Source organism: Vibrio porteresiae DSM 19223, from assembly GCF_024347055.1.
In the GTDB taxonomy this organism is placed as follows: domain Bacteria; phylum Pseudomonadota; class Gammaproteobacteria; order Enterobacterales; family Vibrionaceae; genus Vibrio; species Vibrio porteresiae.
The window spans coordinates 1710062-1735027 of sequence record NZ_AP024896.1; the positions used below are offsets into that span (position 1 = coordinate 1710062).

Genomic DNA, 24966 nt, shown 5'->3' on the forward strand with positions numbered 1-24966 from the left:
GCAAGCTCGATGCCAATTTTGGCATCTATACAAATCAATAACTTAGAAAAACACTCCTGTTTTTAGGGCAATTTTTCTGTTTTTCCTAAGCAACTTATTGCCCAGAAATACCATCCTTTGCCCACCGATGTGTCACAGACCGCTAATGCCAACGCCTTGGCTCTTTTACTCTATTTGCTTAATTGAAAACAAACAGATACGCATTCTTGGATCGAGACCTCATAACCCATCTGACGCCCAAAAAGAGCGTTTTCTCACACAGTGACTCAAGATACTCTTTGTCAGTCATTACAGAGAGGTCACCATGTCCACACCCAATATTTTCGATTTGAATATCCCCCACTGCCAGTTTTGGCTGGCGATTACTGCTCCACAATTGGCTTATGGGCAAGGTTGGGCCAATTACTATGAAGTAGGGATGAAAGGCCCGAATTCTTCTGAAACCGATGAAGAATGGAAAGAAGGCTTTATTGAATCATGGGGAATAGATACTCGCGAAGAATGGCATAACATGATTCGCCGGCTAGTGCATGGTGACGTTCACGGTGATGCATGGTCTGGCTTATTTGCGCGTCGAGCTTGTACCACGGCAGGGGAATGGCAAAATTTCATCGCACGACAAACTAGCGCAGTCGCTCAAGGAGAGTTGCGCTTCGCTGATACGGTGTTTCGTTTAGTGGATACCCAAGGTTTCTTAGCCTGGGACTACTGCCGAGGTTCATTTCTTACAAGAGCAGGTATTCGACTAGGCACCGTCACTGAAGAAGAAGGGGCTTTCTTACTGAATTACTTAAGCCAAAGCGTGCAACAAAACTTTACCGATTGGCCTCACTATATCCGCAGTTTTATTCTTGGGCGCGCGTACTGGGTCTACAGCAAATGCGATGAAGAAGAGCAGCTTGAATACCTAGATAAACTGCTCAACGAAGGTTTAGGTAAAACCTTCGATGACTATTTTGACCTTATGCGCAATGACAAAGCCTTTCCTCTTGACCATGTAGCGTGGCATACCCCACTGCCAAGCATTAGCATGCCAAAATCTTTGCAAGAGGTACTGGATACCATCGCAGTTCAGAAGGAGACCGCTCAATGAACCACTGGCAAATCTTAGGTATTGACCCAACCTCCGACTTAGCTGAGTTAAAAAAGGCATATCGCATCGCCTTAAAAGCCCATCACCCAGAAGATGATCCAGAAGGGTTTAAACAAGTACGCGCGGCCTACGAGGCACTACTCTCTAAGCTATCTACCCCACAGCCTATTTCAATTGATTTATCGTCACTTGAAGCATCACAGCCAATCAATAACGCCACTGAAAGCATTTCATCTGAGTCTTATACTGCCTATTTGCAGCAAATGAACGACCCAGCTTCCCGTTTTAATATGGCGCAGTGGCGCGCGTGGGAAGAACAACTTCGTTGGCAAACTATTGATGTGCAGAGCCAAGTATCACAGCAAGTTCGCGAAGATATTCTTGCGCGGCCATGGTTACCAGGTGAATTGATTGCTCTGCTATGGGAAGCTTGCGACTGGGATGAGCTTTATTCTGGTTCGCAAGAAGAACTCGAGCTTGCAGACTATCTCAAGCGAAGGAGTGCAATACAAAGTGGCAGTGATTTTGTCGCCCTCTCGCAATTACCCGATAGCGCTCAAAAAGCGGTGTATCAATTTATTAATCCCATCATTCGTGCGTTAGACAATGGCGAAATCCGAGTGCTCCATTACTGGTTATTACAAAGCACTTGTGTCCCTTGGTGTGATGATGACGCTTTTAATGTATTGATACTCAAAGCTTGTAATGCTATTCAATGGTATCCACCCATCATCGAAAGCTGGTTACCCACATTAGTCACGGATGAGCGTTTAGAACGCTATACCACTGAGCAACTCGAAGTATTAGGTACAGCCGCACTTTATATGCGCAATATCGATATCATCATCGATGTCTGTACCAACTTGATCAATAAACAAAGCTACGGCTTGGCAGCTGATCTGTTATACCAAACCGCACTCAGTGCTCAAAATAACGACCTCACCCTATTAACCGGTTATTTATTGCAACAATGGACCCCATTACCAACGGCTCATTGGCGTTGTCTGTACCAGATCAACCCACTGCACAACGAAGAACCCTCTGCTGTATTGCCTCAATCTTGGCTTTATCGCCAACTCACAGAACGCACCGATAATGACTTTAGACACTATCTAGATTTTAAAGATCATACTGATTTTATTGGTGTTGTGACCCAAAGTTTATGGGCAGAAAAATATGGCAGTTTGGTATGGCAACGAACCCAATTGGCAGAGCTGCAAGCTTTGTCAGAGCACGTTTCAGCATTTGAACAGTTAATTGCCTATTTGGCTTTTTGTTGGTGTGAACAGAGTGTGATTCGTCAAGAGTCGTTTTCCACGTCGCTGGCAGAAAAACTGTACCGTTACGAAACTGATGAGTTATTGAGTTCTCCACTGCTGACGCAGGAAGAGTTAGACGCACTCACCGCAGAACAATGGGGTGAGTGTCTAATGCGCCATCCGTTAATCCCCGATCACTGGATGGAGCAACTGCTTGCGGGTAACTGCATCGATATTCCAACCCTCAATGACCTTAACCTAACCCCGCGCTGGGCCTACGAAACTCTATACTACCGAATTTCAGAGACACGCCACCAATTAAGCAGCGTCTATCTTAGTAAACCTTTTTCTGGCGTGTTTCGCTGGTTGTTGGTTTACCACAGTAGTTGTGATGAACAGATCGGAATTTCCGGTCAAGAATGTCTAACACAATTAGCAGCCCTACCCGAAGAACAGCAAACCGGCCCATTGGGCGAACTCGCTAACAGCTTCTCTTATCAAGGTGTTGAACGAGTCGCATATCTTGGAGAACAGGTTTCAAATAGCTCGCAATTTCTCATGAAACTGTTAGTCGAAAACACGTTGCTTCAACAGCAGCGAGAACACGATATTCAAACACTCCAAGAACTAGCAGCACAACATCGACCAGAAGCCTACGCGATGCTGGCTCTGCGCTATCGTTATTCCCAACTCGAATTAGCCATCTTTTACTATAACTTGCTACGGATTAATGTTACCAACACACCCATCTATTCCTTTTTACTCACCACACTCAATAATTGTTTGGTGAGCGAAGCGAATAAGAAAGAGTGGATAAAAGAGACTTACGATCTAGGTGAATACAATGCGTATGCTCTCTATCTCAATGAAGACATGACCCACATTCCCCAGATTGATGAAATCGGTAACCGCATCCCCAACGATGATGCTAAACGCTTCCACCATCCGATAGGATATTTACTCAGTACGTTGATTCATGGCTTACCAGAGCAAGGTTACTCTCTTGCTCCTATCTTCAATCTTCGCAAACAAACTAGCGAAAGTTACAGTGAAGAAGAACAACAGGCGATTAATCTCGGTATAGGTCTCGTCAATCAACGCTTAGAAGAGCGCTTTACGAACGAAGTGAAGGAAAAACGACTCAAGAAATTGGGACGTTCGAGTTTATTGGCAACCTGTGGCCTATTCACTCTGCTATGGTTTGGTCTGTTTGACGCCACACTGGGGAATCAGCCGCTGTTTTCAACTGCCAATTTGGTTTCAATACTGATGATGACATTTGCTCAATTGGGGCTGACGATAAAAATTTGTCGAGCCATGCCGCTTAAGAGTGAAAAGAGACTTTATCAAATCACGGTTTGGCCACTCTATCTTTTGGCTATGGGGTTTGGTAGCTCGTGGATAGCAGGGCTCACATGCGTTATTCACTTTGGTCAAACATGGCGAATTAGATCGGCCTATGCCAATCAGCGCTGGAATAACCGCATCATTAACAAAGGCAAAATTGACATTAACTCACTACTTAAAATCCCCTTTATCAAAGTAGAGAAGTAACCATCACCACTGATTTGGAGAATCAAAATAACCGCGGGAGAGCCATGCTCTCCCGCAGCTTTGTATTGAAGTGCAAATGTCTAGATAAACAAAAAAGCCTTCAGATGTGACTCTATCTCTTTACGCGCGCCACGAATCACCTTGTCATCTTGGCTATCAACGGCCTTGGTAAAAAAGCGAATCATCTCTCCCACCGCGTCACGCTGTTCACCTAATAACTCTTCATATAGACGATTGAGTTTTTCAGCTAAGGTGATGTTAGGTAGTTGATCACGAGGATGCACTTTCAGACGTTCTAAACGCTCTCGGCTCAGTTGCTGCTGCTCTGGTGTCATGCCAACTGGTGAACGGTCAATGACCTTTTGCGTGGTCTTTTGTGTCGAAACAACCGTCACATCCACTTCGAGTAATCCATTGATATCGTAACTAAAACGCACATCAACTTGTTGTTCACCTCGTTTACCTGCTGGAACATCAACGGTTAAGGTATCGATATAGATATTCTCTTTCGCCCAATACCGTTCACCTTGATAAATCGACACATCAACCTGGGTCTGATCGTCATGTGAAGTGAAATAACGCTCTACGCGCGAGGTAGGAATGACAGTATTGCGCTCAATAATCGGGCTAAACACCCCAGAGTGCTCATTCGTCCCGACTTCTATTCCCAAAGAGAATGGACACACATCGGTTAGAATCAGCTCTTCAACTGCCTCATCACGTAAACGACAAGCCGCTTGGGTAGCTGCGCCCATCGCGACCACTAAATCAGGATCAAGCTCATGACTGCCAAAACGACCCAGTAGCCGATTAGCTAATTGTTGAACTTGGCGCAGACGTGTTGCCCCGCCGACAAAAATGAGTTCATCAATCTCGCTCGGTGTCATTTTGGCATCATTTAGCGCACGCTTAAGCGGTAATGCCAAGCGAGTTAGCACGTTATGCCAAACCTCTTCCAAGGCTTTGTTATTGAGCGTTAATGTTTGATTGAATGGCTCTGGTAATTCAATCACGAGCGGGTCGTTACTCTGTTTTTTAGCTCGTTCACAGACACTGACAATTTTTGCCAGATCGCTAACGTCAATGGTTTCAAGCGACAGATTAAGGGCGTCTAAAACGTGCGAAACTAAAGCTTCGGTAAAATCTTCACCACCTAGTCGGTTATCCCCGGTAGAAGAACGCACTTCAACAAAACTGTCTTGATACTCCACCACGGTGACATCGAAAGTCCCCCCGCCCAAATCAAACACAAGGAAACGCCGCTCTTGTTGCTGTTTTAGGCTGTAAGCAAGACATGCTGCCGTGGGTTCATTGATTAAGCGTACCGCATTCAAATCAGCAAGCTCTGCCGCTTGATAGACTTGCTTACGCTGTTGATCACTAAAATAGGCGGGCACTGAAATCACCACATCGCGAATGGTGCATCCTAGATACGCTTCTGCGTCAGCTTTTAGCGACTTAAGGACTAAGGCACTTAACTCAGTTGGCGTGTAATGTTGCGTTTGTAGAGTAAATTGCTTTTCTGAACCCATAAAACGTTTGAAAGCGGCAACCGTCTCTGTTGGCTTAGTCACCAAGCGAGCTCTCGCCGCCTCCCCCACCAGCACATGACCCTCGTCATCAATACTCACTACCGATGGTGTTAAAAAGCTTCCCAAGGCATTGGGAATAAGCTGCGCCTTGCCATCTCGCCAAACCGCAATCGCACTGTTGGTGGTACCCAAATCTATGCCGATCGCCAATTCTGCCTTATCTACCATAACCGAACCTAACCTATTATTGTTATTGCTTAAATAAAGCGCCACGTTAGTGGACGCTTCTCATTGCATCAAGCCGCTAGATTGAGAAATTGGAACAGTGATCAGAAAACGGGTGGTGCTTAATCCTTAAGTACCACCCAAGCAGTGATAGGTTAGATTTCTTGTTTAACCAAGGCTTGCAGGATACGTTCGAGCCCTTCTTGTAACACACTGCGTGGACAAGCAATATTGATTCGCACAAAACCAGCGCAATTGTCGACAAACATATTGCCCCCCTCAAGTAACACACCCGCTTCTTTAGCAAAGAAGTAGGCAGGTTCAGCAAAACTGTCGGTGTTACTCAGATAGGCAGAAAAATCGATCCAAGCTAAGTAAGTCGCTTCTGGCACTTTGAATTTGGCTGCAGGGAGGTGGGTTTGCAAAAATTGCTCAACCAGTGCGAAGTTATCATCAAGATAACATTTGAGTTGCGCCAACCATTCATCACAATCGCTGTAAGCCGCTTGAGCCGCCGCTAGGGCGAGCGGATTTTGAATATCATAATGACGCTCTAACCACTTAGCGCGCAGTATGCTGTCACGAATGAAGATATGAGAAACTAAGTTCCCCGCAAGGTTGAAGGTTTTGCTCGGAGCAGTACAGGTGATGAGCTTTTTATACTCTGGCAGCACATTTACCATAGGATGAAACTGTTTACCTACGCGCAATAAATCACAATGAATCTCATCGGAAATTAGCCATACACCATGGTCTACACAGATTTGGCCGAGGTGAGCTAATTCCTCATGGGTCCAAATTCGTCCGGTTGGGTTATGTGGATTACATAGAATAAACAGTGAGATTTTATTGTCTGGATTCGCTATTTTCTGCTCGATATCAGCAAAATCCATACGGTAATCACCATTGGTATTGACCAGTTTCGAGGTCAACACTCGACGCTTGTTAAATTCGCCCGCCACTTTAAAAGGCGTATAGGATGGCGTACAAATCAGCACACTTTCATCGGCTTGCATGATCAAAGGCACGAGGTGCTTTAGCGCCGGAACCACACCTGGAGAGAGAACCACTTCTTCTTTTTTGATCGCCACATCGTAATGACGACAAAACCAGCTTTCTAACGTAGCAAAATATTTGGGATCAAAAACTTGGGTATAACCTAAGATTTTTCGGTCCAATCGAGCACGAATGGCATCTAACACTGGAGCTGGCGTCGCAAAATCCATATCCGCCACCCACATTCTTATATAGTCTTTGTCGTCATACTGAAAATTGACGTTGTCGCGGCCTTTGAAAATATAAGATTTCCAGCCTTCGAAACTCATACTGTTGGTCTCTTCACGGCTGATGATTTCATCAAAATCGTAGTGCATCGTTCCCTCTCTTTGCGACATATTCCTAAGTGCTCATAATATACCCAAAATAATTTCAACTCACTGATTTCATTAAACCATTAGTAAAAATAGCAAAATATCAGCAGCCTAAAGTTGAGAGATTCAAAACGATATGAGTTGTTGGCGTTAAAGTTTACACTGTAAAACGCCTAAACTTTCATCAAGTAAAAGCAGAAAGGTTCGAAGCCATACCGAAAGCTGGTATGCTTGGCGGCTAATATAGAACATGAGCAGAGCGTTATGATCAACGACAATGATGTAATCAACACATTAGAAGAACTGGAAACCTTTCTAATCTTGGTTGAAAAAGGTGGCTTAGGTTTAAAAAACGTAGAAGGCGTTGCCCTTGCTACGAATAACGCCGACGGACGCCCTTTTGTTGCCGTACTAGACGACAAACACCAACTGGTTTTGGGTCGTTGGGTATCTCAAGACGTGTATGAGAATGGTAAAGAGATGGTTCGCTACGGACCGAAAAAACGTCGCTAATTCCGTTCTCAATAAAAAAGCCAGTCACCTCCCCGTGAACTGGCTTTTTTAGTTCAGCCGAGATTAAGAGCACCGGAGCATATCAGTGCTCATCTCATCAAGGCTTAACTTCGGGTTAAAGGTTTTCACCATTAGATTCAATCACGTCTTTATACCAGAAGAAAGACGCCTTTTTCTTACGATCCAATGTGCCTTTACCTTGGTTATCTTTATCAACATAGATAAAGCCGTAACGTTTTTCCATCTCACCGGTTGAAGCACTCACAAGGTCGATACAACCCCAAGGTGTGTAACCCCAAAGTTCAACGCCATCTTTAATCGCTTCACCCATTTGTTCAATGTGCTCTTTTAGGTAATCGATGCGGTAGCTATCGTTGATTGAACCATCAGCTTCAACCGTATCAAATGCACCCAGACCGTTTTCAACCACCATCATTGGAATGCCGTAACGACCGTAGATTTCGTTCAAGGAGTAACGCAGACCTTTAGGGTCGATTTGCCAGCCCCAATCGGATGCTTGCAAGTATGGGTTTTTCACACCACCGTTAATGTTACCTGAGGTGTTTTCTAACTTAGGATCGGTTGATACGCAGTTAGACATGTAATAACTGAAGGTGTAGTAATCCACGGTACCCGCTTTAATGTCTTCTAAGTCACCATCACGAATATCTAATTCGATGTTGTGTTCTTTTAGGAAGCGTTTTGCGTAGTAAGGGTATTCGCCACGAACTTGAATATCACCACAGTAGTTATTGCGAATGTTGTTGTACTCTTGCGCCAACAAAATATCTTCTGGGTTACAGGTGTATGGGTAAGTGGTCATGTACGCGATCATACAACCGATTTTGAAATCTGGATTGATTTTGTGACCGATTTGCACTGCACGAGCACTGGCTACAAATTGGTGGTGTAGTGCTTGGAAACGTACCGCTGGTTCATCCACTTGGTGTAAGAAATCTTTGGTGTCTTTGTGCAAGATACCCAGTGCTAAGTAAGCACCGAATTCTGCTGTACCGCAGTTGATTTCATTGAAGGTTAGCCAGTATTTCACTTTATTTTGATAACGAGTGAACAGGGTTTCTGCGTAGCGAGTAAAGTGTTCAATCACTTCACGACCCGCCCAACCGTTGTACTCTTGAGTCAAACCAAATGGCAGTTCGTAGTGAGAAATGGTCACGAGTGGTTCGATGTTATATTTTTTCAATTCATCAAACACATCATCGTAAAACTGCAAGCCAGCTTCGTTCGGTTCTTGTTCCATACCGGTTGGGAAAATACGTGACCAGTTAATGGAAAGACGGAATGTTTTGAAGCCCATTTCAGCAAACAGCTTAATGTCTTCTTTGTAACGGTGATAAAAATCAATCGCTTCATGAGAAGGGTAATGCACGCCCTGCTCATTCGTGCGGGTAATGCGACGAGGAGTAGTGTGTGTACCTCCGCTTAACATATCGCTACAGCTTGGACCTTTGCCATCAACGTTCCAAGCGCCTTCAAATTGGTTTGCTGCTGTTGCACCACCCCACAAGAAATCTTTAGGGAAAACGGATGTTGTCATTTTTATTTCTCCATATTTCAATGTGTTAAACCAACAGAGCAAAACTCACGTTGATCCACTCAAAACTGTAACCGGTTCCATTTGTGGCGATAATAAAAGCGACTTCTCTATTCGCTTAATGGGTAGGGTAGCTGAAGTGAAACTCAACCTTGCAGGTTGACCTCCAACCTTATCACGCTTTGATAAAATGAAACCGGCAACCCATGCGGGTTACTGTGTCGATTAATCTAGCACAACCCAAAACCGATAGGAAACCGTTTCCACATTTTTGTCGTAAAATTGATCTTTTGTGATTCAATCGAAATTTGCTTGAGAAAAAGGTCGTTAGAATGACATGTCAACTTGAGTGAAAATCGGCATCACTCTATCAACAAATCCAACCAATGCGCGACTCAAGTTTCTATGGCAATGCGGCTATCTAGTGATGACATAATCACAAACGAAAAAGCCTCAGCAATGAATTCCACCTTGAATTAAAACTCTATTCTTGATGTGGAACTTACGCCTGCGGCTTTTGTTGCTCAATATCTATCGTCGTTACGTTTATCTATTCGTAACCGAGTCGCGAATCACCAACTGTGCGTCAATGTGATGCTGCTGATAATCAGGAAATGGCGTTTTATTTAGATGAGCAAAGCACAATGCCACGGCGTAACTGATCAATTCTGCTGATGGCAGAATCACTGAGCTTATGGATGGCGTAAAGTAGTTGAGCACTGGGCTGTCATCAAAACCAAACAAAGCAACATCATTAGGCACATTCAGTCCGTGTTCTTGCAGCGCTTTTAACGCGCCAATTGCGAGATGATCGTTAACGCAGCAAATAGCGGTAAATGATACGTCACGAGCAAGTAACTCCTTACACGCCAAATACCCCACTTCACACATATCTCGCGGCACACTGCCATCTTCACTGACTGGCAAGCCCTCAATAAATCTCTGAGGATCGTAATCAATTCCAGCTTGGCTTAATGCTTGCTGATAACCAATCTGACGCGCCTGTGCAGTACGTTGAACTAACGAGCAACTAAGATAGGCAATTTGACGATGCCCTTTTTCAATCAGATATTCGACTGGTTTAGCGGCATATTTTTCATGCTCATACCAAACACAATAATTAGGGTGTTTAGGTAAGTAGCTGTTGAGTAACATGACTGGAACTGGAAATTTTTCAATTTCCTCATCGATCACTGCAATGGTTTCTTCATAATGAGCCGAACTAGAAGCATTGTAATAGAGCACAGCTTCGCAGCGGTGGTCGATCAAATCGTAGATAGACGATAACGCTTGGCCAGGCAAATCTTCGATGTGTCTCATGATGACATCTTTTCCCGCCGCATGGGCCGACTTATGGATTTCATCAATCAGCGATGCCAAATAGCGCGAAACGTTCGCCCCAGCAGGTAAAATTAACCCTATCGTATCTGATGTTTGACGAGCTAAATTACGCGCAAGCACATTAGGACGATAATTCAATTCTTGAGCTGCTTTTAACACTGCATCACGCGTTTTTTCTGATGTGTAACCACGACCACTCAACACTCGAGAAACCGTAGATTTTGCCACTCCTGCCCGGCGAGACACATCCAATATAGTTGTCATAACTTATTAACACCTCAACGATTTAGTTTGTGCATATTAACACGTACTAAATAAAAGGAATAAGTCTCTCTTGGGGAAATACCATCGCTTAACCTATCTGAACGGAAAAATGCGATATTTCTCAAAAGGTCGGCGATTGGTTGCTGATGCCAGCTGCCTTTCATTGCCGGATTGATATACTGGGTCAAAATAATTTCGAGACGCTGCCGATGCCCTACCAACTCTTTGTTTCCAATGCCGAATCTGGAACAATATCCTGTTACGAACTCGACACCAGTACGCCTAATACAACGGAGATCTTGCGTTGGGTAACCGATATTCCAGCCGCACCGCTCGTGATGCCAATGACCATCGACGAAAAACGCGCACTTTTGTATGCGGTTATTCGTTCTAAACCCTATCGCTTATTGCAATATCGTATTGAGCCTAAAGGATTAAGCCTCACTCAAGAGTGGCCATTACCCGCTAGCATGGCAAATATCGAACTAAGCCCAGATGGCTTAACCGCCTATAGCGTCTCTTTTGCCGATAACCTTTGGGCACAGACCCGTTTACAAGACGCAAGTGATGACACAACAGAATGTTTTTCTTGTGGCTCACATCCGCATGCGATTCATATCAGCCCAGATCAAAAATGGTTAATTCATAGTGAGTTAGGTAGCGATAGGCTACAGATTTCTTCTTACAGCGCAGAGCATGGTGAACTTAGGCACATTAACGTCACACCAAAGTCTGGTCCGCGCCATTTTGTCTTTTCACCAGCGGGAGATGAGCTGTATCTCTTAACCGAGATGTCGGGAGAAGTGATCCGTTACCGCATAGAATCAGCAAGTGAAGACGACGTGTCTCTGCCGTCACTTATCGAGCGAGATCGCTGTGCCATATTGCCTTTTGCAGAAATGGGAATAGCTCCAGGTCTTGCGCCAGAGCAGCGCCAGAACGACACTCAACCTCGGGTCTGGGCAGCGGATATTCATCTCACCCATAACGGGCGGTTTATTTACACCTCAGAGCGAACCACCAGCCGCATTTCCTTGTTTGAGATTGATGCAGGATCAATGCGTTATGTGTGTTCGTTTCCCGTCGAGACCTGCCCGAGAAGTTTTGCTATTACACCGGATGATCAATGGCTCATCGTCACTGGCGAACAGTCTTCGGTTATTGGGCTTTATGCTATTAATAGCGCTACAGGATATTTAACGCGCCAATGTGAAGCCCCTTGCGGTAAAGGTGCAAATTGGGTCAGCGTTACGTTCAAAATGAAAAATAGTAAATGAAATATAAAGCAAAACAGCAACCATTCCTGCAAGGATGACTGCTGCTTTGTTTCAATAAGGGGGAATTATTTTCCCAGCGCTGCTTTAAGCAAAGCTGGCAACAGTAAACAATAAAGCCGCCAATAAAATGATGATCACTTTCATATTCGCACCTCTATATCACGCACTTAACGCATTTCGCTTCGCGTTGAATCCGTTCGAACGCTGGCAAGACCAACGAACAGGAAGATACTAGCTGATCTTCCAATAAGCATTCTCGTAACGAGAAGCCTGTTTTCACGGCGAATATAGTGAAATCAGATGCGCGATTATGTGATACGCCTGACATTTTTTGTTAATGCTTAAAAAAGAGCAGAAACACACTTTCTCCCATATTACGCACCAGATAATTCGCTTTTTTAGCTAGAGCTGTAAAAACATTCTAAAAACCTGACACATACCGTTATACTAAATACTGTCCACCAGCAAACAGAAGCAAAGGCTTTTCATGACAGCAACTATCTCTTTAGACACTCTTCCTAAAGATCCAACCGAACGAATGAATCAATTCTTCAATGCCGTAGCGACCGATCTTAAAATATGGCTTTTGATTGATGAGCATGGCAGTGTGCTGCTCACCGCCGACGAAGACGATTGTGTCCCTGTATGGCCATCGCAAGAGCACGCCGCATTATGGGCAACCGATGAGTGGGAAGGTTTTCAAACGGAAGCGATTTCAGTCGCTAAATGGAAAAGCCGCTGGACTCAAGGTCTAGAAGAAGACGAACTTTCGATTATCGTTTTCCCAGATGCCCAAGGTGAAGGCATTGTTCTATATCCAGACGAGTTTGAATTTGAACTAGCAAAACGCGAAAATAAACGTCGTTAATCCACGTTAACCGAAGAAACAGATTGAACAAATAAGCCGCTCATGAGAGCGGCTTATTCTTTAGTATCACTTTAGTGAGAGAAGTACATGCTTTTCTCTATCAAAAACGCTTATTCACAGTGGAATGAGTTGATGTCGTTTGCATCACCTTTACCGTTGTATTTCGCCACTTGTGGGAAAGGACAGATAGGTTGTGATTTACCAGGGAACGCTTGGCCACCTTTCGCTGGTAGGTAAGCTGGCGCTTGATTTTTCGTTACCCAGTTATCAATCGCTGTTAGTGGGTCGATATCATCAAGAGCAGGGCCACCGCCGCAGTGAGTCATACCAGGAACCATAAATAGACGGCCCCATTCACGAGTTTTGTTCATGTCGCCATCTGTATGCTTCGACGTATTTTCATACCAACGTTTGATGTCGTTTGCAGAGAAAACAGGGTCAGAAACACCTTGAACCACTATCAGTTTTCCGCCGCGAGCTTTAAAGGTAGAAAGCATGGTACTGGTTGCATCGTTGATTGCCCCCGTCTCATTGGTTTTCACCACGTCTTTATCAAAGTCAAAGTTAGATGGATTCACTTCCATATTTGGCGGTGTCATGAAGTAGAACTGTAGTGAGTTCAAACCTAACGTTGCATTTAGTGCATCGGGTTTATCGGCATCTTGAGATGACCCTAGTTTCCACATTCGCCACCCCATCGCGTTCACACCAGCATCGTATGGCCAATCGCTGTAGAGGTCATTGCCTTGGCTATCTTTAGGACCGCCAAACACCGTTTTGATAGTGTTGACTTTCTCTGCTGATAGACAATTTTTAGTGTTACCGGCTTTACATTGCACGTCTTCAGGTTGGAAGTCGCAGGCTAGATAATCATTGATGATGCCATCTTTAAGACCATCAATTGCATCACATTTTTTCAGTACAGCGTTGCTAAGCAGAGTCAAATCTTGATCGCTCAGAGCGTTCGCTAGCACTTTTTTGCCATTTTTGTCTTTTGGTGCGATGTTCATCAGCTGTTTGGTATCCCAAGCTTCACTCACGCCAGCGCGGCTTAGATGGAAACCAGGGTTAGCGGCAACGACACCATCAAACTGAGTTGGATAACGTTGTGCAGCGATCATTGCTTCACGCCCACCGTTTGAACATCCCATAAAGAAAGAGTGTTGTGGCGCTTTTTGGTAATACGTTTTGATCAAATATTTTGCTGTATCCGTCACTTTACCAATCGCTGCGTAAGCGTAATCAAGACGAGCTTGTTGGTCTAAACCGAAAGACGCATCTAAGCCATCGTGTCCGCCGTTCATCGAAACTACGGCAAAGCCTCGAGCGAGCGCAGGCAATTCAGTTGCGCCATAAAGAGGGATAGTACCAATCGCGTTAGCAAGGAAACCATCGGTACCACCGCCACCTTGGAAAATAAACTTATTCGCCCATTCATCCGGTAAACGCAGTTCAAAACGTAACGCGTAGTCTTTACCGTCTGCGCCTTTATGCCGAGTGACTTCACCACGGACTAAACAATGGGCTGGCAGCTTGAAGGTATGGTTCGATGCCCCGGTGAACATGCGGTTAGGATCCAACTGAGACATACCTTCTTTTACATATTCTGCCTCAGTAATTTTGCCGTTAAACAGCTCAGTATTTTGCAACTGAGCACACTGCTGTGCGCTGGCAGCGAGGGCGGGATTGGCAAATCCAGCAACCCCTAATATCGCTAATCCAACTGGATATACTTTCAATGCTTTCACAATTAGCTCCAAACCAATAGAGATGAAGTTCTGTAGGTCAGGCCAATTTAACATTGATAAATTCAATTAAATATTCAAATAATCACTCATATCTATCGAAAAATTAGATTATCTACGACGCATATTTATTACGTTCCTCGCGCAACGCTCGCTCACAGCGCTCTCTAATTAATCCGGCCAAGCATCTAGCCGCCGGGCCTCGAGCGACCAAATTCTTTTCTACCAAATAGAGGGGGACTTCACAAACCGGAGGATTTTCAAACGACACAACTTGAACCTCTCCTTGCGCAATAATCGATTCGACATGATGTTTGGGTAACCATCCGTAACATAAGTTAGCGCGAATCGCAGCAATTGCCGATTCTAACGAATCAACTGTCCACATCTTATTTGGGGTAGATGGCATGGTTTCCAATTCGGTACCTAGCGAACGTTTATAAAAAATCTGTTTGTGTGCTGCAATATCCTCAACGGAATAATAAGGGATATTGGCAGTAAAAATGGGATGCTCTCTATGCGCGACAGGAATCAAAGGAACATCCAACAGTTTAGGTCCTGGAATCAGCCCATGCTCTGAGGTACTGACCGATAAATCGTATTCCCGTTTATCACTTGGCATCAAACGTAAATGTTCATCAATAAACACTTCGGTAGCTGGAAATTGCTTACCAAATGAGGCAATCGCATCAAACAGCAGCTCTCTCGGGAAAAGCGTATCGATACTTAACGTCAAATTCGCCTCGATACCTTTAGAGATTCCCTGCGCTACCGTCTCCAGATAGTCGAAATCATTAATAATGGTTTTCACTGTTTGTAACAGCAACTTTCCCGAAGACGTTAGTTCGCACTTCTTCCCTTCCATATAAACCAATTGCACACCAATTTGTGACTGCAATTTGGACATGGAATAACTGATGGTCGACTGACTTCGATTGAGAACTTCGGCTGCGGCACTAAAGCCTTTTTGCTCTGCCACAGTTTTAAACACAATCCACTGGTCTAACGTAGTTTTGAACACGATCACATCCCCCATAATTCAGCAAATTGTTATACACAACTCCAACCCTTATTGCCACGTCAACTATTGATAAATTCGATGGATAATCGCAACTATTTCAATTTCTGTTCGATAGCAGCAGTGATATGTTCCGCCCCATAAACCGATTCATCCTATACCGACAAAACAAAGGAATACCTATGTCTTCTTGTACTACATTAGGATTCAAAAAGCTCTCTACGCTCGCGGCAGCTATCTCCTTATCTATTGTAATGGCTCCTATCAGTTATGCCGCGACACAAACAACCACAGCCTTAGAGAATGGCTTCACTTCACCACCAAACTCAGCAAAACCTCGGGTTTGGTGGCACTGGATGGATGGCAACATTACTATCGATGGTATCGATAAAGACCTTGCTTGGATGCATCAAGTAGGCATAGGTGGTGTACACAGTTTTGACGCCAACCTGCCAACACCACAAGTGGTTAAAGAACGCTTGGTATATATGACGCCTAAATGGCAAGAGGCTTTTCGCCATGCAGTGAAACTGGCTGACCAATATGATATGGAATTTGGCATTGCATCTTCGCCAGGTTGGAGTGAAACCGGTGGTCCTTGGGTTGCAGCCAAAGACGGCATGAAAAAAGTGGTATGGTCAGAACAGATCGTGACTGGCGGTGAACCTATTGAGCAACCACTGAAAGATTTCCCACACGCAACAGGCCCGTTCCAAACCGTTGGCTTTAACCATCTATTTAATGATGACGAAGGAGGTACAAAAGTCCCTTACGCAGACGGTAAAATTGGCGTTTACGCTGTACCACTGCCTCATCCTGTTTTGACTCCTTTTGCTCATGTGCTGATCAATGGCGAAGCCAAAGATGCTGCGGCTCTTACTGACGACGATTTTCAAACCAGCGTTGCCGTGCCAATCAAAGACAACAAAGCGGTGTTCGCGGTTCATTACGACCAACCTACCACTGTTCGCTCTGCGCGTATCTTGATTAAAGATGGTCAAATGCCATTTGCCCCAGCTCGTTTCGACGTGGTTTTAGAAGCACAAGTGAACGGCGAATGGCAAAATGTCAGCGACATCCCATTGAGCACCACCACCACGACGGTTGGCTTCTCGGCACTGACTGCGCAAGATTTCCGTGTGATTGTGACTCCTCGCCCAGCCGCTTCTTCTGCAGACATTTTGGGCGCAGTGAAAGGCGCGGAAGTATTGGATCTCTTCCCAACTGCAACAGGTGATATCGATGTTCTCGATTTCCACCTTTACGCTCAACCTAAAGTTAACCAATCAGAAGTGAAAGCGGGCTTTAACACCGTTAAAGACTATTACAAGTTCAATAACCAATTCGATGAAAGCACCGCTGCGTTAAACGATGTGGTCGATTTGACTGACAAAATCGGTGCGGATGGCAAAATCAATTGGGTGCCACCTCAAGGTCATGATTGGAAAATCATCAACATGGGTTGGACGCTAACCGGTAAAACTAACCACCCTGCGACCAAAGAAGCCACTGGTTTAGAAGTCGATAAATACGATGCGAAAGCCGTTGAAGCTTACCTAAACACTTACCTAGACAAATACAAAGCCTTGGTTGGCGATGACATGTTTGGTAAGAAAGGCGTGACCTCTTTAGTGAACGACAGTGTGGAAATCGGTGCGTCCAACTGGACACCAAATCTATTAGCAGAATTCCAACAACGTCGTGGCTACGATGCCAAACCTTGGTTGCCTACTTTGACTGGTACAGTGCTTGGTACACCACAACAAACGGATAAATTCTTGTTCGACTTCCGTACTACTTTGGCAGATTTAATCTCTGAAGCGCACTACGGCACCGTAGCAAAAGTGGCACATGCCAACGGCTTAACCACTTACGGTGAATTCCTAGAAGACCAACGTCCAGTATTGGGCGATGATATTGCTGCACGTCGTTACACTGACATCCCAATGGCTGCATTGTGGTACTACCCTAAAGACAGCCAAGCTCGTCCGGGTCTACTAGGTGATGTGCGCGGCGCAGCATCAACGTCGCACTTCTACGGTCAAAACCTTGTGGCAGCTGAATCAATGACGTCAGCATTCGCACCTTGGGCATTGGCTCCAGAAGATTTGAAACACGTTATCGACCTTGAATTCCTGTACGGTGTAAACCGCCCAGTGGTACACACTTCGGTTCACCAACCAGTGGATGACAAAAATCCAGGTCTGTCTCTATTCATCTTCGGTCAACACTTTAACCGTCACGACTCTTGGGCTGGCATGGCTAGCGCTTGGGTGGATTACATGGCACGCAGCGCGTACATGCTTCAATCCGGTAAAGATCGCTCTGAAATCGCTTTGTTCTATGGTGAAGACACGCCTGTTACTACCATGTACGCTGATGGCGTTCCTGAAGGTCTACCAAAACATTACACCTACGATTTCGTCAATAAAGACATGTTAGCGGCGCTAACTGTCACAGCAGACAAACACATCGTGAGCCCTGCAGGAGCGGAATACCAAGCTCTTGGCTTGTTCGGTAACACGCGTGAATTGACCGTTTCTGCTCTAGAGCAACTGCTTCGTTTGGCGAAACAAGAGGTGAAAATCATTGGTGATAAACCAGAGAAGAGCCCAAGCCTAGAAGACAACTCCGCTCTATTCCACGCTTATGTGAATATGATTTGGGGTATGGACAATGTGGTGGAATCAAACGATTTCGACAACACCTTAGTCGCAATGAACGTTCCTCATGATGTGGATGCTCTAGACCACGTACTAGAAAATGATCACTTGATGTTCCGTCATCGTCAGTTGGATAACGGCCATATTTACTACGTGAGCAACCGCACCGAAAATACCATGAATCAATCACTGACGTTCAATGTGACTGGTTTTGCACCACAAATCTGGAACCCAGTGGATGGTAGCCATCGCGATGCAAGTTTCCATGTAGAAAACGGTCAAACCGTTGTGGATGTAGACTTTGCCCCTGAAGAATCACTCTTCGTGGTCTTTACTGAGCCAACCACTGAGCAGCAACACACTGCCACTGTGGCGCAAGTAAAACAAACCATCGATATCACTTCACCTTGGGCAGTGCATTTCGAAAAAGGCTTAGAACTTCCTAAACCAATGACCATGAAAACACTAATGCCGCTAAATGAAAGCAAAAACAAAGCGGTACGTTACTTCTCTGGTACGGTGAAATACCAAACTCAAATCGACCGTCCTGCGAACTTAGTCGACCAAGACCAAGTTTGGTTAGACCTAGGCACTGTGGGTAATGTGGCTCGCGTTGAAGTCAATGGTCAAGATGCTGGCACAGTTTGGTATGCGCCAAAACGTGTTGATATTAGCCAGTACCTCACTGAAGCACACAACGACCTAACAGTAACGGTATCCAACACTTGGACTAACCGTCTGATTGGTGACAAACAACCGGGAGCAAAAGTTCTGGCTTGGACATCAGCGCCAACCTTTAAAGCCGACGCAAAATTAACGCCTTCTGGCTTAATAGGTCCAATAAGCTTGGTGGTTAAACACTAATTCAACACATCATCCATAGCGATGAAACTCTAGAGCTCTCCAAGCCATTACTAGGAGAGCTCTTGATTAACCAATCAACACCCTCTGTACCTAGACGGCGATTCTCGTGACGTCTGCAGATCAACCATCCCGTACTTTAATCAATCCTTGTTTACAAAGGAGAGCTCACTGTGTCCTACAAACAGAACATTATTACGCAAAAAATGATTACCGCAGGCTTAGTTGCTTCATTAGCAGCGTCTAACTATGCTTTTTCCGCTCCGAGCGACATATCGAAAGAGGAATTTGAACAACTCAAAACTCAGTTATTGCAAACACAAACACACCTTGCAGAACTTGAAGCCAAATTGAACGCGAAGCCGGAAAACAAACCTTATGACCTCCCACCATCAACGGAATCCGTTCAAAAGAAACGAGAAGATGTCAACAGCACCTTCAACTACAGCGGCTACTTTCGTGCTGGTATTGCAGGCTCGAACAAAGGTGGGCCAGAACGTTACGCGCCAGGATCTCTAGGTCGCCTGGGTAATGAATACAACGGAGCTTACGATCTAATCTTTAGCGAACGCGCATACGAAAAAGAAGACCGCTGGGTCGATGCCATCATCATGATCGATGGTAATACAGGCCTAGAGAACAACGGTGAAGTAGTGGGTAATCCAGAAAATACCGATGATTACTTTCAATTCCTCGACATGTACGTGCGCGCGAAAAACTTCATCCCTGTACTGCCAGAATCCGAACTATGGATTGGTCGTCATAACTTAGCTGGAACCGACGTACAAATGCTCGATTTTAAGAGCTACCGAGTTAACTCTGGTGCGGGTGTCGGTATTGATAAGATCCAGTTAGATAACGGGATGCTCGATGTTGCAATCCTTCGTGAAGACTTCAACTTAAAATACCGAGACGACAGCAACACATCACAAAAAGACAGCTTAAATACGTATACTGCTCATCTAAATTGGCATGACATTGAGCTAAGCCCCCAAAACCACCTAGCACTAACAGCCAAGTACCAATTCACTAATAAAACGCCCGATGTGAAGCAACGAGTTCGAGCTGGAACTTACGCAGCCCCCAAAGATGCGTATGTATTAACTGGCATCTTAGATCATCAATATGAAGGAGGTGGTTTTCATCAATACCAATTGCAATATGCCACCAATTCAATTGCCTCAAGCTTTGGTTTAATTTTAGAAAGCCACCCAGATTTTGGTATTCAAAACGATTACCTCGGTAAGCACACCAATGGAGATGCAGTACGCTTTATTTCCCAAGGTGAGCGTTACTTTCTAGATAAACAATATATTGTGGCCCACGCCATGATCATGACTTATGGGCAAGATATCTATAACTACGATCTGCAGAAAGCCAATACCGACCTCTTGTCCTATCGCTTTGTCGTTCGCCCCGCGTACATATGGAGTGAATTCAATCAAACCGGTTTTGAGCTAGGTTACTTCCACCAAACTGTGCGGGAAAGCGGCGACAACTACTATGAAAGTGCTTATAAGATAACGGCATTCCACACCATAAAAGTCGACACCAGTATGTTAGGTTCGCGCCCCGAGTTCCGCTTCTTTACTACCTATATTGATAACACAGAAAACGGAGTTACTGGCCATTACTTTGCAAACCACAGTAACGAGCAATTGAGTTTTGGGGTTCAAGCTGAAATTTGGTGGCGCTAACTATGTCATCTATTAGATAGTAAAAAGCAGCCAACCTTGGCTGCTTTTTTATTATTGGCGAACTCTAGTTACTTATTAAGTACTTTGATTACTAATTAAGTGTTGCGATTACTTATTAAGCAGCAATAAATCCGCTTTTTTGCCTTGAGCGATGGCAGCATTAAGCTCATGACGCGCAGCTTGTTCACTGATTGGCTTGTCACGTTTCGCAACTTTCATCATTAAAAAAGACGTCGCGTTATTTTTATTATCCTGCACACCTTTTTTTACCACAGAAAGCGTTGGATATAGAGAAGCCAGCGCGCAAGAACCAATCGCTGCCGTACCTTTTGGCATCTCACCTTGAGCGACTTTGCGTGCCGCTTCCGCAGTGCCTGCTGGAATTTCTTGCTCCGCTAACCCTTTGATGCTCTGCTTCCAACGATCAATTTGTTTCAACGCTGCAGGATGAGAGGCAATCAGAGTAATCGGCGTTTGCGACTGCACATCTTGTTTATTCATTAGTACGCACATCTCAATTGGCATAGTCACATAAGCGGTCACTTCGGTTGGCTTGTATTGCTCAAACGCCGTCACTGTTGCCTGCACAAGCTTGCCATTGATGGTGGTGTTGTCCACAGCGCTAAATGCAAACGCATGGTTTTCGCTCGCCGATTTCAATACATTCAGTGGAGTACCAGCGTAGATAGTGTCGTGCTGCAGTTGCGGTCTTTGCTCAAATAGCTTATCGATCGCTTCGTTATTGAAACTGCCTTTAGAGGCTTGAACATAAATCTCGCTGCCGGCCCAAACACTGGTAGAGAGCGCACTGCTCACGATTAACATGGCACTGAATACAGCGCGTTTCGATACGGAACTTCCCATTCTTTTTCCTTTTTGAAGGTGTCTGTCTGTTATTTAAAAGCGGTTTTAGGTAAGAGATATTCGGTGTACTGCCATCTCTTTTTGTTATAAAAATCAAAAAATAAGCCCCGAAAAATTCGGGGCTTCACCTTAATCAGATAAACGCCAAGTTACAACGTTTTTGGCGGCAGATCTTGGAGAATTTCATTCACTTGAGTATCGGAGAGATCGTAGTTAAGAAAACGGTGGTAGAACGCTTTGGTCTCTTTCGCGATATCCAGCTGTTTAAAGTGCTCTGGATGCAATGTTTTTGCAGCCCACTGAATTTGCAACGCGGTTTCAGCACCATAGCGATCCCACAGGAACGCACCATTAGGATTGATATAAAGTTGGTGATGTTTTACCGCGTTAACACTCGACCACATAGGATCGTTTTCTAATGCTTTTAAATCACTGGCGCGCGTAGCAGGATCTGGCATCGCACTGCCGCCCAAAATAATCACATCTGGGTTCCATGCCAACATCTGCTCTTTCGATGTCACTTTTAAGCTGCCATGAACGTCCTGCGCAACATTCACCCCGCCCGCAGCCTGAATCCATGCGTCAATCAATGAATGACCACCGTCGATCGTTAATGGGTTTAATTGCACAACATGAAGCACCCGCGGTTTTTGTTGTGTAGAAAGCGTATCGCTATAAGAGCGCACCATTTGCAGCTTTTCTTCCAAATAGGCATTGAAATCCGCCGCACGCTGCTGCGCTTGAGGACCGAGAATTTGCGCCGTTAGATCAAAGGTTTTTTCCAACTCAGCAAAATTCGTGAAGGTCAGTTGCACGTTGGGCACATTCAGCTCCTCAAGCTTAGTGCGCATACGCGGAGTGACGATAGAGAAAACCACATCCGGTTTATCTTTCAGCATCTCCTCAACGTTTACATCGGTTTTCGTAAACGCAGGTGAAGCGTGATGCATTTGAGGGTTTACCACCGCCAACCAAGGGCGTTTTTGCGGAGAATCCACATTCACGTAAGAGACGACCTTATCCCCCGCCCCTAACATGGCCAGCACTTCAAGATGTGCAGGCCATGCATCGCCAATCGCATTAATTTGCGAGGGAACCACCACTTGCGTACCACTGGCATCCGTTACCGTTTGAACATCAGCTGCATACGCTGTTGAAAGCATGGATAAACTCGCCAACGTCGCGAGCAGTTTTGTTGTAAAAGCCATGAGAAGTATTCCTTACTGAAAACGAGAAAATGTCATACCACAGGCGTGCAGGAGTGCACCGGTTGTCCATCCCTCTCACCGATTTGATGAATTTGAACATCCACGCCATAAGCATCACGCAGGTTAGCCTCGGTTACGACCTCCTCAACCGAGCCGAACAAACAGGGTTTATTTCGTCTAAATAACAGTACCTTAGAGGCACATAAAAAGGCTTGTTCAGGGGAGTGGGTAATCATAATGATGCCAAATCCATCCGTGGCCAGCTGACGAACTTGACGCAGCACTGCGACTTGATTACCAAAATCCAAGCTGGCTGTGGGTTCATCCATTGCCAGCAGGGCTGGAGCTTGCGCGATGGATCTGGCAATCAACACCATCTGCTTTTCTCCCCCTGAAAGTTCTGTAAAACGGCGCTCGGCTAATTGAGCAATCCCTAGCCGATGTAAAGCTTGATCAACCTGCTGCCAATCACCTTTACTCGGAAACGAAAACGCCCCCAAATGCGCAGTGCGCCCCATCGCCACCATCTCTCGTACAGAAAAAGGGAAAGGAGTCGAGCTCGCCTGAGGAACATATCCGAGCACAGTGGCTAAGCGTTTACGTGACCAACTATGAATCGACTCTGCGTTGATACAAATCTCTCCACCAAGGCTAGGAATCAAATTGAGCATCGATTTAAACAGTGTCGATTTCCCTACGCCATTTGGGCCAAGAATGCACAGCACTTCACCACTTTGCACTGAAAATGAAATATCACTGGCAATCACTTTATCTGCGTAGCCGCAGCAAAGGTGATTTACTTCAAGAGTCATCATGGGATTCATGTTTTATAAACCTTTGCGTCGAGCCATTAGATAGAGGAAAAACGGAGCGCCAATTAACGATGTTAATATGCCTATCGGTATCTCCATGGGCAGAAGAGAGCGGGCTAAATCGTCAACTATCATCAAGTAAGACCCACCGAGAAACAGGCTCGCAGGGATTAAAACGCGATGATTCGGCCCCACCAGCATACGGGCCAGATGGGGGATCAAAAGTCCGATCCAGCCAATAATGCCACTCACTGCAACTGACACCGCAGTGAGCAATGTAGCGGCCAAAATCAATACCACTCGAGTACGTTTCACGTTCACGCCGAGTGCTGATGCCTCTTCATCGCCAAGTGACAGCAAATTTAACTGCCAACGCAACAGGATGATCGGCAGCAGACCAACGATTAAAGGTGCAATCATCCATGTCATATTGGTCGAATTAGCGGAGGAAAGACTGCCCATGAGCCAAAAGGTGATCTCCGGTAGCTTCTCTTCAGGGTCACCCAGATATTTAATCAGTGAAATGATGGCCGATGCGAGCGCAGAAATGACGATCCCAGTTAAAACCAAGCTCAGTAAAGAATCGTTATTACGACTGACCGCATTACCAACAAAATAGGTAATGAGCACGGCTACCACACCAAAGGCAAACGCCATGAGTTGCACCATGACAAAGTTCAACGAACACAAAATGGCAAAAGCGGCCCCAAGCCCAGCACCTGAAGCTGCGCCCAAAATCGCAGGAGAAACCATAGGGTTACGAAATATACCTTGATAAGTCGCGCCAGAAACCGCCAAAGACGCACCAATTGCCATACCAGCAGCTATTCTCGGCAAACGCACCTTAAGTAACACCAAAGACCCAACACCATGCCCAGTCAATGCTGCCCAAAACTGTGAAAATGGAATCGTAAAGCGCCCAACAAGAAAGGAGATTACCGCAACGACGATAGAGAGAAGGACCAAGAGAGACAATGCACTGTAACCACGCCACCACGTGGTCGACGTCAATTGCGGCTTAGAAGCAGAAGAGGCAATCATTTCGTGATTCCTTTAGAAGACCGTGCCTCTAAAAGATTTCACAAAATTCGCCAGAGCCACGCGAAACACCAAGGAGAATCCGACGGCTCATCTCCCTAGCACAAATATCTATAACCAGCCCAAACTAGCACCATCAAGGATAGTGAGCAACTATAAACCCTATTATTTACATATAGATATTTATTATAAAACAATGTGTTATAGGT

The 24966-nt window shown here is 45.2% G+C and carries 17 protein-coding genes; 7 read left to right on the forward strand and 10 right to left on the reverse strand.

Annotation, left to right across the window (positions count from 1 at the left end):
• Positions 1 to 304 precede the first annotated feature (304 nt).
• The gene (locus OCV11_RS24295; RefSeq protein WP_261897023.1) at positions 305 to 1093 is read left to right on the forward strand and encodes a DUF1266 domain-containing protein; all 789 of its coding nucleotides are present in this window, start codon (positions 305 to 307) and stop codon (positions 1091 to 1093) included.
• Positions 1090 to 3906, forward strand: coding sequence for a J domain-containing protein (locus OCV11_RS24300; RefSeq protein WP_261897024.1), 2817 nt, complete (start codon positions 1090 to 1092; stop codon positions 3904 to 3906). Before OCV11_RS24295 ends, OCV11_RS24300 begins: the two co-directional genes overlap by 4 nt.
• An 80-nt stretch (positions 3907 to 3986) precedes the next feature.
• Here the strand turns inward: OCV11_RS24300 and OCV11_RS24305 are convergent, their stop codons facing one another.
• Entirely contained in the window at positions 3987 to 5666 is a 1680-nt protein-coding gene (locus tag OCV11_RS24305) for an Hsp70 family protein (protein ID WP_261897025.1), read from the reverse strand.
• A gap of 152 nt (positions 5667 to 5818) precedes the next feature.
• Positions 5819 to 7036 carry a MalY/PatB family protein gene (locus OCV11_RS24310; protein WP_261897026.1) on the reverse strand — a complete coding sequence of 406 codons (1218 nt, stop codon included), beginning with the start codon at positions 7034 to 7036 and terminating at the stop codon, positions 5819 to 5821.
• A gap of 261 nt (positions 7037 to 7297) precedes the next feature.
• On the opposite strand from OCV11_RS24310, the gene OCV11_RS24315 reads away from it, so the two are divergent.
• On the forward strand, positions 7298 to 7546 hold the full coding sequence (locus OCV11_RS24315) for a hypothetical protein (protein WP_261897027.1): 249 nt from the start codon (positions 7298 to 7300) through the stop codon (positions 7544 to 7546).
• Between the two features lie 115 nt (positions 7547 to 7661).
• On the opposite strand, the gene OCV11_RS24320 is transcribed toward OCV11_RS24315, so the two are convergent.
• On the reverse strand, positions 7662 to 9104 hold the full coding sequence (locus tag OCV11_RS24320; RefSeq protein WP_261897028.1) for a glycoside hydrolase family 1 protein: 1443 nt from the start codon (positions 9102 to 9104) through the stop codon (positions 7662 to 7664).
• A gap of 543 nt (positions 9105 to 9647) precedes the next feature.
• Positions 9648 to 10706: a LacI family DNA-binding transcriptional regulator gene (locus tag OCV11_RS24325; RefSeq protein WP_261897029.1), complete on the reverse strand. Its 1059-nt coding sequence runs from the start codon at positions 10704 to 10706 to the stop codon at positions 9648 to 9650.
• 146 nt (positions 10707 to 10852) lie between these two features.
• Between OCV11_RS24325 and OCV11_RS24330 the strand changes: the two genes are divergently transcribed.
• Both OCV11_RS24330 and OCV11_RS24335 read left to right on the forward strand, forming a co-directional pair.
• Positions 10853 to 11983 (forward strand): lactonase family protein, encoded by a 1131-nt coding sequence (locus OCV11_RS24330; RefSeq protein WP_261897030.1) that lies wholly within the window; start codon positions 10853 to 10855, stop codon positions 11981 to 11983.
• Positions 11984 to 12470: 487 nt separating this feature from the next.
• Positions 12471 to 12851: a DUF2750 domain-containing protein gene (locus tag OCV11_RS24335; protein WP_261897031.1), complete on the forward strand. Its 381-nt coding sequence runs from the start codon at positions 12471 to 12473 to the stop codon at positions 12849 to 12851.
• 110 nt (positions 12852 to 12961) lie between these two features.
• Here OCV11_RS24335 and OCV11_RS24340 read toward each other — a convergent pair whose 3' ends face one another.
• Positions 12962 to 14599, reverse strand: coding sequence for a tannase/feruloyl esterase family alpha/beta hydrolase (locus OCV11_RS24340; RefSeq protein WP_261897032.1), 1638 nt, complete (start codon positions 14597 to 14599; stop codon positions 12962 to 12964).
• Between the two features lie 112 nt (positions 14600 to 14711).
• The gene (locus OCV11_RS24345) at positions 14712 to 15617 is read right to left on the reverse strand and encodes a LysR family transcriptional regulator (RefSeq protein WP_261897033.1); all 906 of its coding nucleotides are present in this window, start codon (positions 15615 to 15617) and stop codon (positions 14712 to 14714) included.
• 179 nt (positions 15618 to 15796) lie between these two features.
• On the opposite strand from OCV11_RS24345, the gene OCV11_RS24350 reads away from it, so the two are divergent.
• Together OCV11_RS24350 and OCV11_RS24355 are read left to right on the forward strand one after the other, a co-directional pair.
• Positions 15797 to 19141, forward strand: a complete 3345-nt coding sequence (locus OCV11_RS24350; RefSeq protein WP_261897034.1) for a glycosyl hydrolase — start codon at positions 15797 to 15799, stop codon at positions 19139 to 19141.
• 170 nt (positions 19142 to 19311) lie between these two features.
• The gene (locus OCV11_RS24355) at positions 19312 to 20835 is read left to right on the forward strand and encodes a carbohydrate porin (protein WP_261897035.1); all 1524 of its coding nucleotides are present in this window, start codon (positions 19312 to 19314) and stop codon (positions 20833 to 20835) included.
• Positions 20836 to 20943: 108 nt separating this feature from the next.
• On the opposite strand, the gene OCV11_RS24360 is transcribed toward OCV11_RS24355, so the two are convergent.
• The 4 genes from OCV11_RS24360 to OCV11_RS24375 form a co-directional block, all read right to left on the reverse strand.
• Positions 20944 to 21699, reverse strand: coding sequence for a prephenate dehydratase domain-containing protein (locus OCV11_RS24360; RefSeq protein ID WP_261897036.1), 756 nt, complete (start codon positions 21697 to 21699; stop codon positions 20944 to 20946).
• 149 nt (positions 21700 to 21848) lie between these two features.
• A complete protein-coding gene (locus OCV11_RS24365; protein WP_261897037.1) occupies positions 21849 to 22907 on the reverse strand; it encodes an ABC transporter substrate-binding protein in 1059 nt (352 codons plus the stop codon).
• Between the two features lie 32 nt (positions 22908 to 22939).
• Positions 22940 to 23731, reverse strand: a complete 792-nt coding sequence (locus tag OCV11_RS24370; protein WP_261897038.1) for an ABC transporter ATP-binding protein — start codon at positions 23729 to 23731, stop codon at positions 22940 to 22942.
• A gap of 3 nt (positions 23732 to 23734) precedes the next feature.
• Positions 23735 to 24760, reverse strand: coding sequence for a FecCD family ABC transporter permease (locus tag OCV11_RS24375; RefSeq protein WP_261897039.1), 1026 nt, complete (start codon positions 24758 to 24760; stop codon positions 23735 to 23737).
• Positions 24761 to 24966 lie beyond the last annotated feature (206 nt).